Raw genomic sequence first — 13,125 nt, 5'->3', positions numbered from 1 at the left:
AAGGGGAGAGGTAGATGGGGAAAGCAACAGGTTTTATGGAATACACACGGGAGAGGACAAAAGAACGCAACCCTCTAACCCGATTAAATGACTGGAAAGAATATTCAACTCCTTTCTCTGATGAAGCATTAAAAAAACAAGGGGCCCGCTGCATGGACTGCGGCACCCCTTTCTGTCATATGGGTATGGATTTAAACCGAGTGACCACTGGTTGCCCCATTAATAATCTAATACCGGAATGGAATGATTTAGTTTATCGTGGTAAATGGAAAGAGGCCCTTGATCGTTTACTTAAAACCAATAACTTTCCAGAATTTACAGGGAGAGTATGTCCAGCACCTTGTGAAGGATCCTGTACATTAGCGATAACAGATCCTGCTGTCACCATTAAAAACATTGAGCGGACTATTATTGATAAAGGATTCGATAACGGATGGATTACTCCTCGTATTCCGAAGAAACGAACGGGTATGAAAATAGCGATCATCGGGTCTGGTCCTGCAGGATTAGCAAGTGCGGACCAATTAAATCAGGCTGGACATTCTGTAACGGTTTATGAGAAATCAGACCGTGCAGGGGGCTTGCTCATGTATGGCATTCCGAACATGAAGCTTGAAAAAGAGGTAGTAGAGCGTCGCATCCAGTTATTAAATCAAGAAGGCATCGACTTTGTCACAAATACAGAGGTAGGAAAAGATATTACAACAGAAGAGTTAAAAGCTCAATATAACGCTGTCATTCTATGTACAGGTGCCCAAAAACAACGTGATTTAGTGCTTGATGGCCGTAACGCAAAAGGAGTACACTTTGCGATGGATTATTTAACAAAGTCGACAAAGAGTTTGTTAGACTCCAATTTTACAGATCGTCAGTTTATCGATACTAAAGGCAAGGATGTCATTGTAATTGGTGGAGGAGACACTGGAGCGGACTGTGTTGCTACAGCACTCCGCCAAAAAGCTCGCAGTGTTGTCCAATTTGGCAAACACCCTAAACTACCTGAAAGCCGTTCATCTGAAAATATGTGGCCGGCATATCCAAATGTATTTACATTGGATTATGCATATGAAGAAGCAGAAGCAAAGTTCGGCAAAGACCCTCGCCAATATTCCATTCAAACAAAAAAAATCGTCGCCGGTGAAAATGGGCAAGTTAAAGAACTTCATACAGTTCAAATGGAAAAAGTACAAGATGAAAATGGAGAGTATACTTTCACTGAAATACCTGGAACAGAAAAGGTTTGGCCAGCAGATTTCGTCTTTATCGCTATTGGATTCGAAGGAACCGAGCAACTGCTATTAAATCAATTTGGTGTAAATACGACAGATCAAAAAATTGATGCAGCATATGGTGAATACACAACCAATATTGATGGTGTCTTCGCTGCAGGAGATGCGAGAAGAGGTCAAAGTTTAATTGTTTGGGCCATTAATGAAGGCCGTGAAGTGGCGCATGAAGTCGATAAGTATTTAATGGGAAGCTCAGTCTTGCCAAAATAAGCTTCACAGCTTGAAATGGTGATTAGACTATTAACATCAAGAACGACTTATCAATAAGATTAAGTGGTGCTCATTCCATATCAGGAGCATTAATTGAATTAGTCGACAAAAAGATTTGAACGCTCAGAGAATAATTTCCTGAGCGTTTATTTAATTTGTTTTTCAAGATCTCCACGTATTTTTAGTTGTTCGATTAAAACATTAGATTAAGAGGCATTCTAGAAGAAGCCCAATTGTATTAATAAGAAAACAATCAAAATGGTTGTAAAAGCACCTGTCAACATTCTACTTAAAAATCTAGGTAACCAATTCATTTTGGAATTCCTCTCCTTCTAATCTTCAGCTTTTAAAATCCAACTGTATGATTAGGTTCAGTCACTATTTTCAATCAATAGTTTACTAATTAGTCACGGGAAAAAGGAGAAAGTTACATAAAAATCCATATTATAAACCTTCTATTGTGAATAGTCTTCTGTATTTGTTCTCTTTTAACATCCAATAATATGTCAATATGAGATATATTGATAAAGAGTAAAATATTCAACACGAGTTAATTTTTAGCGTTTTCTAGTTGAAAATTTTATTAACAAGGAGTTGATTAGATATTTAAAACCATAATGAACTAGCTTATAAATATTTGCAATTATACCTTGTAGTTTACGTTAACGTAAATTGTAAATTAGTATTAACGAAAAATGAGATAAATAGGATGAAGCTAAATGATGTATTCCATTTCTGAGATAGCCGATAAATTTTCGCTAACGACTAGAACAATTAGATACTATGAAGAACTTGGACTTATAAAGCCTCAACGTTCTGAAGGTGGAAGAAGGTTTTTCACTAGTAAGGAAGTAACGCGTATTAAGTTGATATTGCGTGGGAAGCGGTTTGGGTTTTCCTTGGATGAAATAAAGGAAATGATCCAACTTTTTGATCAGGATTCGTCTGGAAAAAAGCAATTAGAGAGGACAATTGAATATGGAAAACAGAAAATAAAGGAGGTGAATAAACGGATTGACGAATTGAAGGAAATGAAACAGGAATTGGAAGAGCTGCAAAATGATTTTTTACAAAACTTGATGATTTAAGGGGGAAATAATATGAACCTATCAGAGTTACTGGCCAGGAATGCACGAAAGTATCCCAATCAGGAAGCGGTTGTGGTTAATCAAGAAAGAATCTCCTATCGCGAGCTTCATCAGGAAACCAACCGATTCGCTGCTGCACTTCAGTCATTAGGTGTTGGGTGTGGAGATAAAGTAGTGTTATTTATGCCAAACACAAAAGAGTTTATGATCAGTTATTTTGCAGTTGTTCGATTAGGGGCCATTATTGTTCCTATAAATGCGAAGCTTACATTACCAGAAGTGGAGTATATCGTAGAGCATTGTGATGCTAGTGCATTACTTGTGCATGAATGGCTTTGGGAGGGAGTATCTGGCGTTGAATGCGAAGGGCTAATCCTTGTAAAGACAGGAAAAGCAACAGAGGGCTGGCGCTCATTTGAAGAAGTAAAAGAATCCGAATCAGAGAAAGAAATAATTTGTTCATTACAAGAAGATGATGATGCGGCAATCCTTTATACATCTGGAACGACGGGAAAACCTAAAGGAGTGCTTTTCACAAATAGAAGTATCCTAGCTGTAGCTATTATGATGAGTATTGAGATGGAGTATAAACCAGAAAGTCGCATACTTCACATGATGCCACTTAGTCATTCTGCGCCTCTGCATTTGTTTATGATAGGAGGAATGTATGTTGGAGCTACACATGTTCTTTCTCCTACCTTTACCCCAGAAGCATTGCTCAATCTTGTTGAGAAAGAAAAAATTACACACTTCTTTGGAGCTCCAGTAGCCTACTTATTCACGGCCAAGATGCCAAATATTCAATCTTACAATCTATCATCAATGAAGTATTGGGTTTATGGAGGAGCATCTTTATCCAAACCCGACGTTAAGATGATCAAAGAAAAGTTCCAAACAAATTCCCTCTGTTGTGTGTACGGTTTAACAGAAGCGGGTCCAAGTGGTACACTCCTTCGACCAGAGGAACATGAAACAAAATCTGGTAGTATTGGAAAAAGAGGAGCTTTAGGAACTGAAATTCTCATTATTAATAAAGACGGAGAAAAAGTAGCACCAAATGAAGTAGGGGAATTAATCCTCCGTGGTGAAGGGAATATGAAAAAGTATTATAAGGACTTTGAGAAAACGTTGGAAGTCTTTGAGAATGGGTGGATTCGAACTGGTGATTTAGCAAAGTATGATGAGAACGGATATATCTGGATTGTAGATCGAAAAAAAGACCTGATTATTTCAGGAGGTGTAAACATCTATCCAAAAGAGATAGAAGATCTCTTAGTCCAACTTCCATACATTTCTGATGTAGCTGTAGTAGGAGTACCGCATCCAGAATGGGGAGAAACTGTCAAAGCTTTCATTGTTGCAACGGAAGTGGTGGATAACCTTGCAGAAAAATGTAAGCGGTTTCTATCTGGTGGAATCGCAGACTATAAAATTCCCAAAAAGTACGAACAAGTATCTGAACTACCAAGAAATGCGACAGGGAAAATTTTGAAACATGTACTTAGAGAACGAACGGATGGGGTGTTGCAATGAGACGTCAAACAAACTTTTACGAGGAAGATTCACACTTCAGGAATCTTTTTAAAAAATACGCAAATAAGGACCTTTATGGATGGGCAGATCAAGAATTAATGAGATTTGGAGAGCGTTGTGCAACGGATATTGATCAACGAGCAGTGCATACGGATCGTGAAGGACAGCCGAAGCTCATTAAATATAATCAACTAGGTGATGATATATCTGAAGTCTGGGTAAATGATGGTTATAAAAAAACGGTTCAAGAAACATATAATAGTGGAATAGTTGGGTATATTCATAAGCAAATTCCCGAACTAGGAAAAAAAGGTGATTACTTCATTTCCTTTGCCCAAGGCTATTTGCTCTCCCAAGCTGAACCTGGTTTCTATTGCCCGGTAACATTGACGATGGCAACGGCGTATTTGTTGGACCATTATGCGAATGAAGAGGTAAAATCTATATTCCTTCCACATGTAACATCCACCGGAGAAATGGAGCTTTATGAGGGGGCAACATTTTTAACCGAACGACAAGGCGGATCAGATGTTGGTGCGAACGAGACAAAGGCTGTAAAAGTAGGTAAGACCTACCGCCTCTATGGTGAAAAGTATTTTGCTTCTAATGCGGGAATGTGCGGTGTCGCAATGGTTTTGGCAAGAATGGAAGGGAGTCCAAAAGGAACAAAAGGCTTAAGCTTATTTGCAGTACCATGGCGGGATGATAATGGAAGGTTAAATGGTATTCGTATCCGTAGATTAAAGGATAAATTAGGCGTTCGTGCTGTTCCGTCAGCAGAAGTAGAATTTGATGGAGCAGAAGCTTACTTAGTCGGGGATGAGTCAAAAGGAATACATTATATGATGGAAGCTCTTAATCTTTCTCGCCTTTGTAATGCGGTCGCCTCCATTGGAATTATGAGGCGTGCTTATACTGAAGCAAAAAATTATGCTTTGTATCGTGAAGCTTTTGGTAAACAGCTTACTGACTATCCGATGATTAAGGAAACTCTCGTACATCTTGTAGTAAAACAGGAAATTGAAACAAGTGCAGTATTCTCCTTAGTGAAGCTTTTTGATCGTGTCATGATGAAGAAAGAATCTGTTTCTGATAAAGATCAGGTCATGAATCGCTTATTAATCGCCCTTTTGAAAAAGGAGTCGGCAGAACAGGCTATCCAGTTTTCCCATGAAGCAATCGAAATCCATGGAGGTAATGGTTTTATTGAGGATTTTGTAACACCACGATTGTTACGTGATGCTCAGGTACTGACCGTTTGGGAAGGAACAGCAAACATTTTGGGACTTGAAATATTGCGTCTCATCGATAAATATCAAGCTCATCGAGTGTTTATCAATGAAATGGAGAAGCAACTTACTGATTTAGGGAATGTGTCCGATCGGGATATACAGCTTGTAGAAAAAGGGATCGAAGACCTAAGAAATTTATCCGATTACGCTCTTTCAAAATCTAAAGATGTACAATCCTACCATTCTAAGAGAATAGCCAAACTGATGGTTAATATCTACGAAAGCATCATTGCAATAAAGGAAGCATCAGATGGATGTCGCCGTAACCAATTAAAGGCAGAAATCTTTATTGAAAAAACATGGCGAGAAAACGATTGGATTGATCAGGATTTGAAATCCATAAAGTATTTTGATGAAATTGTATTACTGAAGGATGATTCATCGTTAACAACAACGATCCAATAATTAGTTGAATGTAGTTTGCTCAATGGGAGGACACTGTTTAATTTAGTGTCCTTTTTCTTTAATTAAAAGGCTAAGTGATTAACTGTAGATCCCTATTTCTTCTTCAACCATAAAAGGATACTTCTATAACTCTCTTTACTGCTAACTAACACCGCCACCAAATGTTACACAAATAAGAAGAAACGAAACATCATTCAGTTTGATTGTTCTAGGGAGGTTTATACAAGCATACAAATAAAATAACGGTTACTAATAACTAGAGATCTTCAATAGAATAAACTTTTCTTTTATCTACAATCATTTGAATGATAATGGAAAGAAGACGTTACCAGAAAGAGTTGAGCTTCAGAGAATGGAATAACTGGAAAATAAGAATAAAGCAGCAGCGTGAAAGTGAAATAAAAAACTTATATTTTGTTAAAAGATCATGATAACAATTTTGAATTCCTACTATGTATCTAAAGGTGCTGATTTTTTGTATAGGAATAGAAATGTGAATATCGTTATTTTTTTGCTTTTTTGCTTACTTATTATTCTTATTGTTCATGTTATTCTTCATGTTAAAGTTCACATAATATACAGTGCAAGTGTTGGTTCAATTTTTACGATAGGACTAATAATATTCCTTATAGTACTTCTCTATTTAAAAGGTTAAATAAGTAAAATTTATTTGGTGAGGCTTTTGTAAAGTTTAATAGAATATGATCTTAGAATGAAAAATCATATCCAACATAGTTACATACATTTTAAAATCCTATATTTTCTGCAACTGTAATAGAGGGCTTGTTACTCCATACAATCCTAATTTGGAACCATAATATTATCCAAACAATGTTTTTTAAAAAAATGAGTGATTTTTTGAGCTGATTTTTTTCCTTGATGAGTTTCTATTGTTTCAATATCAATTCAGTGTCCATTTTCAACGACAAAACCTGAAAAACAAAATAAATTTCATTTTTGAAAGGATACAAAATCCAACACCCTTATTCAAAAATTCCTCAGTTAAAGACCAAAATTCAATAATTTTGAAGTGTAAAAATCGATATTCTTTATGGAGTTATTATAGTTCTCTAAAAGATTGTTGCTGATATTTACAGCTTCATATCTTTGATCAATCACAGGTTCGCAGTTATCTTTATAATCCCCTGCTTGTAAGGTGTATCCCCTTTGTTTCCAGCTCCCTAACTTACGGTGTTTAAACACTCTATCAATAGTCTTATTCTACTGATTGTGATTGCTAATACCTTCAAACATTATGAATTGACTTTTATTGCTTCTGGAATGATTACATTGTCAATAAAGTCGTTTATCCATTATCGTTGTTCTCATTTCCAATAAATATGAAACCATCATTATTCCCCAACCAAATAAGTCCAGAGGAAGGGGAAACATGATCATCAACAAATATTCGTCTAGGATTTATACCTTCAACTACTGCCATTGATTTTAAATGTCCTCGTTGATTGAATAGATCTCTACACTTACTAAACTCAATTTTATTTCATTCTACGATCATAAACACCCCCCCACCCCACAGTTTGAATATGAACCCCATACTTAGCAAAATTACAAATGATGGTCTTCAAAAAAATATAGGTAAAATATGTTAAAATGTAAATCAAATAGGTAAAAACTTTATTTGATTAAGAAGCCTTTCCCCAAAAGTTCTTTCACTTATTAAAAGGACTGGGTTTTAATAATGAAGGCATTTATAGAGATGTACATTTGTTTAGAGGAGTTTACTATGACCACTTTTCATACTCTTTAGTAAAGAGAATCGGAAATAAACTCTGGTTATCGCTGTAATTTCCGTAATAGTGGCAAATGCTGATCAAGACGTGCTCCTCAGTTGTTTCGGTAGAGAGTACTTTAATTGAATAAGAACATATAAATGAGATAAGTGGGAGAAATCTATTGGAATCAATTGAAATGATAGATTTAGACGAAGAGAATATAGAAGATAAGGGATGTTATTGTCTTCGCAGCAAGCCGAGCTCAACAGGTTATATAAATAAAAACAATTGGCTTAAGGGGAGGCTCAATGAAGGATTAAAGTATATAAAAATAATGGAGAATAGCAAACCAGCAGGGTTTATTGAATATGTACCTGTTGAATATTACTGATGATTATGAAAATGTGTTAAATAAAATCTTAAACATCTAACGAATGCGATTGTTGCGAAATGTGATCACTTCTAAGATACTCAAGAATAAGGCAAGGTTGTTGAATAATGAATACAATGAATTGAGACAGGCTTTGGTTAGTAATTTAATAGGTGGAAGATATGAGAAAAGGTTGGACTTCAACTATCGTCGGATTATCATTGGCTTAATCATATCATTCTTTACACTTGAATATAATGGTTGGACGTATATTCGACATAATAAGCTTGGAGAGATCGAAAAAGTAATCAAAGAAATTGATTTTAATCTTGTAACAAATCACACGACAACATTAAGAAGGAAATTTTACTGCTAATTTCTATTGTGGTTAGGCATTTAAAGTATTATAATAAAAGCATAAAAAAATCATTGATGTTAGGTAATGACAAATTGCCTTAATATTCTGTTTTTTTTAATTTTGCTATATGTGATGAGATGGATCACTGGTAGGAAAACTACTTAGTAATTAGCCCATCATAAAATAGACTGTGTATAGATTGTACACATTTTATTTTATGGTGGGCTTTTTTGATTTTAAAAAAGGAGAGTTATAATGCTGAGAATTGTTCACCATAGTTTGTAACTAATAAATGTTGATAATATAAATATATCAAACTAAAACACTACTCAAAGTGGATAGGCTATTCATGCAAAATTTGTTTAGAATATCAATTTGAAATATAACATCCAAAATATAATAAATAATCACTTGAAATATCTATCAAACTTATTCTCTTCACCTTTTTAATCCAGGATTCAAGGTAATCCCTATATGGAAAAGGGAGTAGGAACTAATCTAGGCCAATTATTTTAGACATGATGATATATAGGGATTCTTCAATAAAAATAATAATTTATAGGATGAGGTACCGTATGAAACTAATAGTGGGAAAAAGAGGAATTCTTAAATTCACAAACGGGCACATTCAAGATGCTGAGGACATAATTGTTACAGAGTTTCCAGTTACAGTAAAAATTAATGAAAAAGAATTCGTTACGATGGTTTGTACTCCAGAATATATTGAAGATATGGTAATCGGCTACTTAGCATCCGAAGGAATTATGCGGCGATATGAAGATATCAAAGACATTTGGGTTCAAGAAAAAGAAGGGTATGTACACGTGAATATAAATAATTTGAATCCTTATTACCAAAACCTTCAAAACAAACGATACGTTACATCGTGCTGTGGAATGAGTAGACAAGGGTTTGTCTTTATTAATGATGCATTAACTGCTAAGAAAATGAAAGAATTTCGGGTCGGAATTTCCCCAGAGGACTGTCTTCGTTTAATGAATGATTTACAAGATTCAGCCACTATTTTTCAAGACACTGGGGGAGTTCATAATGCTGCACTCTGCGATGTAAATGGTTTTATGCTAAGTCGGATGGATATTGGAAGACATAATGCTTTGGATAAAATATATGGATATTGTTTAAAAAATAACATCTCAATTGGAAATAAAATCATTGTTTTTAGCGGACGAATATCTTCAGAAATTTTATTGAAAGTGGCGAAAATTGGTTGTGAGATCGTTCTTTCGAAATCTGCTCCTACTGAATTAGCCTTAGAGCTAGCGGAAGATCTAGGGATTACAACCGTAGGTTTTATTCGAAATCAATCTTTCAATATTTATACTTGTCCAGAACGAATTCAAAAAAACAGTAAGACATAAGATGAATTTAATCTAGCTTGTTGATTAATTAGAAAAAAACAAAAAAATGAAACAAGGTGCTTTTAAGGATGTAAGTGCGAACCACCAAACTCAAGAAGAGTTGTTCTCTATGAAATACTACATTCATAAGCTTGCTGCAAAGTTTACTTTCAAAGGAAAAGATTCAACCTATTTTTCAAGAAATCTAGTATAAAGTTACCGATAGTAAAATAGATGTACAAATGTTCATTCAGTACATCATGACCGCAGCTGATTTAAAGTGAAAAAGCTTTCGGCATGGTGCGGATGTAGCTGGTGTTGACTGGCTTTCTTGAAATTTAATGTTAGTTGGTTGGCTACGTAATAAAGGAGAGGGAAAAATGGAAAATGGTATATTAGATAACTTACAACGCCCTTTGAGAGATCTTCGTTTATCAGTGACCGACCGTTGTAATTTTCGCTGTCGTTATTGCATGCCTGAAGAAATATTTGGACCCGATTATCCTTTTTTATCTTCTGATAAAATTCTGTCTTTTGATGAAATGGAACGATTAACTCGTATATTTGCTTCCTTAGGTGTTAAAAAAATACGTATTACAGGAGGGGAACCTCTATTACGTAAAGACCTTCCTGAATTTATTTATCGTTTGAAGTTAATTAGTGAATTGGAGGATATTTCTATTACGACGAATGGTTCTCTTCTTAAAAAGTTCGCCACTAAGTTGTTTGACGCCGGATTAAGGAGGGTGACAGTCAGTCTTGATTCTTTAGATGATCAACGTTTCAATCAATTAAATGGAAATAGAAGCAAAGTCTCGAGGGTTTTAGAAGGCATTCAGGCTGCTTCTAATGCAGGACTGAAAGTAAAAGTGAATATGGTTGTTCAAAAAGGGAAAAACGATCAAGATATCATTCCGATGGCGAAATATTTTAAAGAAAATAAACATACTCTTCGCTTTATTGAGTATATGGATGTAGGGAATTCTAACGGCTGGAGAATGGCAGAAGTAATGACTAAAAAAGAGATTTTAAATAAAATTGGAAAAATTATGCCCCTCGAACAAATAGAGCCAAATTATGTAGGTGAAGTAGCAACTAGATACCGTTATATTGGAAGTGATCAAGAAATTGGGATTATTTCATCTGTTACCGACTCTTTTTGTTCAACCTGTTCGAGGGCTCGAGTTTCTGCTGAAGGGAAATTATATACATGTTTATTTGCATCAAAAGGGTATGATCTTCGTCAATTGCTTCGCTCAGGGGAGTCAGATGATGTGATTACCAATAAAATTACTGATATTTGGAATCATCGTAGTGACCGTTATTCCGATGAAAGAGCAAAAGGTAATCATTTAATAAACCGATCAAAAGTCGAGATGTCTCATATTGGTGGTTAAAATTATCATTTTATGAAGTAGAACTACTGTATTTTTTAATGTTTGAATAAAAAATAAATGGATTTTTCACTAGAAATAAAGTTTTATTTCGATTAATTTCTATTCTACACAAGAGGTTAAAAACATTGCTTTAATAATGTAGTGGTTTTTTAAAAGAGACTAACTTTTAAAGTTTACTTATATCCTGTAAAGTTAGTCCTATTTTCTAAACTGTAAATTGAATTAAGAATTTTTCTTTATTTCTAGTTTTTTATGAAATTACCTGATTTTAATTATCTCGGTATACAAAGGAGGCAATGATGAGTAATTTCTCACATTGGAATAAAGAAGGAAGACCTAAGATGGTCGATATTTCTCAAAAAAACATTACCACACGGACTGCTATTGCTCAAAGTACAATCGGTTTATCAAAGCAACTATTCGAAGCAATAGAAAATGGATTAATAAAAAAAGGGGATCCTCTTCAAGTAGCACAGATTTCTGGGATTATGGCCGCCAAAAAAACAGCGGATGTTATTCCAATGTGTCATCCAGTCATTCTGCAGGGAAGTGACTTTACATTTAATTATCATAAACAAGACAATGGGTATGATTTAATTATACAAGCTACAATCAAGTGCAACGGTCAAACTGGAGTTGAAATGGAGGCTTTAACTGCCGTAACGATTGCTGCTCTTACTTTTTATGATATGTGTAAAGCTGTTGATAAAACAATGGTCATTAAAGAAACCTTTTTAGTACAAAAAACAGGAGGGAAAAGTGGAGATTTTTTTCATGAATTGTAATTATTTTTATTTGATAATCCTATCCACCATATAAGTTGTGTGCAATGTGATCTTATGTTGTACTCCTTATTCAAAGTCAAGTCATTCTTCTAGGTTATTAATATTAATGAATACCTTTTCTTTAGCAGAGAAAGGATCGGTTAGAACCAATACTTCATCTAGTAATAAACGACCTTTTCGTTTAGTCTTTGCCAGGAGTTACCCCATTTTCATAAGACCGGCCGATGATATTGAGCAAAATGTGAGAAGTAGTTAAATTTGAAAGAAAGGAAGGGAGTTCGTTGACTAGTCGTTATTCGCGACAACAGCTGTTCAAACAAATTGGTTTTAAAGGGCAAGAAAAAATCAGACAAAAGCAGGTACTAATCGTAGGAGCTGGGGCATTAGGCAGTGCTTGTGCTGAAGCATTTGTAAGAGCAGGAATTGGAAAGTTAACTATCATTGATCGTGATTATGTCGAATGGAGCAATTTGCAACGGCAACAGCTATACACTGAAAAAGATGCAGATAATAAAATTCCAAAAGCAATTGCTGCCGGAAAGCATTTGAAACAAATTAATTCAGAAGTTGAAATTGAAACGCTTGTTATGGATGTAAGACATGATAATTTGGAAAATTTGTTAAGTAATGTTGATATGATTATTGATGGTACAGATAATTTTGATATTCGATTTATTTTAAATGATCTCTCACATAAGCATAACATTCCGTGGGTTTATGGTTCATGTGTAGGAAGTTATGGAGCCACTTATACAGTTATTCCTGGAAGAACACCATGTTTGAATTGTATCCTGAAAAGAGTTCCTGCTGGAGGTGCAACATGTGATACAGCTGGAATTATTAGCCCGGCTGTTCAAATTGTTTCTGCTTATCAAGTAACAGAAGCATTTAAAATTTTTGTAGAGGATTTTTTAACATTAAGGAAAACCTATTTGACATTTGATGTATGGAGTAACCAGTATTATTCTATTAATTTAGACAACATAAATACAGAAAGTTGTCCATCTTGTGGAACAGACAGAACCTATCCATATTTATCATATGAAAATCAGACAAAAACAGAAGTATTATGTGGACGAAATACAGTTCAAATTAGACCTGCTAAAGTTTTAGAATATAGTTTTGACAAAGTAGAGAAATTACTAAAATCTCACGGTTCAGTAACAAAAAATCCCTATCTATTATCTTGCCAGCTTCAAGACTATCGGATGGTTATATTTAAAGATGGACGTGTTTTTATTCATGGAACCAACAACATCCAGTTTGCTAAAAATCTTTATTATCGCCTATTAGGCTAATAAAAGGAG

General features: G+C 34.8%; 11 protein-coding genes and 1 pseudogene. 11 read left to right on the top strand and 1 reads right to left on the bottom strand.

The window, feature by feature from the left end; genetic code table 11:
* Positions 1 to 14: 14 nt before the first annotated feature.
* The 4 genes from gltD to JOC86_RS02480 all read left to right on the top strand — a co-directional run bounded on the left by gltD (position 15) and on the right by JOC86_RS02480 (position 5,817).
* Positions 15 to 1,499, top strand: coding sequence for a glutamate synthase small subunit (gene gltD / locus JOC86_RS02495; protein ID WP_205168189.1), 1,485 nt, complete (start codon positions 15 to 17; stop codon positions 1,497 to 1,499).
* A gap of 719 nt (positions 1,500 to 2,218) precedes the next feature.
* The gene (locus JOC86_RS02490; RefSeq protein WP_205168188.1) at positions 2,219 to 2,587 is read left to right on the top strand and encodes a MerR family transcriptional regulator; all 369 of its coding nucleotides are present in this window, start codon (positions 2,219 to 2,221) and stop codon (positions 2,585 to 2,587) included.
* A gap of 12 nt (positions 2,588 to 2,599) precedes the next feature.
* Positions 2,600 to 4,120 carry a class I adenylate-forming enzyme family protein gene (locus JOC86_RS02485; protein ID WP_205168187.1) on the top strand — a complete coding sequence of 507 codons (1,521 nt, stop codon included), beginning with the start codon at positions 2,600 to 2,602 and terminating at the stop codon, positions 4,118 to 4,120.
* Positions 4,117 to 5,817, top strand: coding sequence for an acyl-CoA dehydrogenase family protein (locus tag JOC86_RS02480; protein ID WP_205168186.1), 1,701 nt, complete (start codon positions 4,117 to 4,119; stop codon positions 5,815 to 5,817). The genes JOC86_RS02485 and JOC86_RS02480 overlap by 4 nt, the downstream gene beginning before the upstream one ends.
* A gap of 746 nt (positions 5,818 to 6,563) precedes the next feature.
* Here the strand turns inward: JOC86_RS02480 and JOC86_RS24565 are convergent.
* Positions 6,564 to 7,258 (bottom strand): annotated as a pseudogene (locus JOC86_RS24565) (GNAT family N-acetyltransferase).
* Positions 7,259 to 7,731: 473 nt separating this feature from the next.
* Between JOC86_RS24565 and JOC86_RS02475 the strand changes: the two are divergent.
* From JOC86_RS02475 to JOC86_RS02445, 7 genes are all read left to right on the top strand, one after another.
* A complete protein-coding gene (locus JOC86_RS02475; RefSeq protein WP_239587353.1) occupies positions 7,732 to 7,941 on the top strand; it encodes a hypothetical protein in 210 nt (69 codons plus the stop codon).
* Positions 7,942 to 8,038: 97 nt separating this feature from the next.
* Complete coding sequence (locus JOC86_RS02470) at positions 8,039 to 8,296, top strand: hypothetical protein (protein ID WP_205168185.1); 258 nt, start codon at positions 8,039 to 8,041, stop codon at positions 8,294 to 8,296.
* 557 nt (positions 8,297 to 8,853) lie between these two features.
* Positions 8,854 to 9,657, top strand: a complete 804-nt coding sequence (gene fdhD / locus JOC86_RS02465; RefSeq protein ID WP_205168184.1) for a formate dehydrogenase accessory sulfurtransferase FdhD — start codon at positions 8,854 to 8,856, stop codon at positions 9,655 to 9,657.
* Between the two features lie 46 nt (positions 9,658 to 9,703).
* On the top strand, positions 9,704 to 9,850 hold the full coding sequence (locus JOC86_RS02460; RefSeq protein ID WP_205168183.1) for a hypothetical protein: 147 nt from the start codon (positions 9,704 to 9,706) through the stop codon (positions 9,848 to 9,850).
* A 166-nt stretch (positions 9,851 to 10,016) separates the two neighbouring features.
* Positions 10,017 to 11,033, top strand: coding sequence for a GTP 3',8-cyclase MoaA (gene moaA, locus JOC86_RS02455; RefSeq protein ID WP_205168182.1), 1,017 nt, complete (start codon positions 10,017 to 10,019; stop codon positions 11,031 to 11,033).
* A 299-nt stretch (positions 11,034 to 11,332) separates the two neighbouring features.
* A complete protein-coding gene (gene moaC, locus JOC86_RS02450; protein ID WP_205168181.1) occupies positions 11,333 to 11,818 on the top strand; it encodes a cyclic pyranopterin monophosphate synthase MoaC in 486 nt (161 codons plus the stop codon).
* 281 nt (positions 11,819 to 12,099) lie between these two features.
* Positions 12,100 to 13,116: a molybdopterin-synthase adenylyltransferase MoeB gene (locus JOC86_RS02445; RefSeq protein ID WP_205168180.1), complete on the top strand. Its 1,017-nt coding sequence runs from the start codon at positions 12,100 to 12,102 to the stop codon at positions 13,114 to 13,116.
* Positions 13,117 to 13,125 lie beyond the last annotated feature (9 nt).

This window comes from Rossellomorea pakistanensis (assembly GCF_016908495.1).
GTDB classification, from domain to species: domain Bacteria; phylum Bacillota; class Bacilli; order Bacillales; family Bacillaceae_B; genus Rossellomorea; species Rossellomorea pakistanensis.
This window is presented reverse-complemented; position numbering and strand designations above follow the sequence as displayed.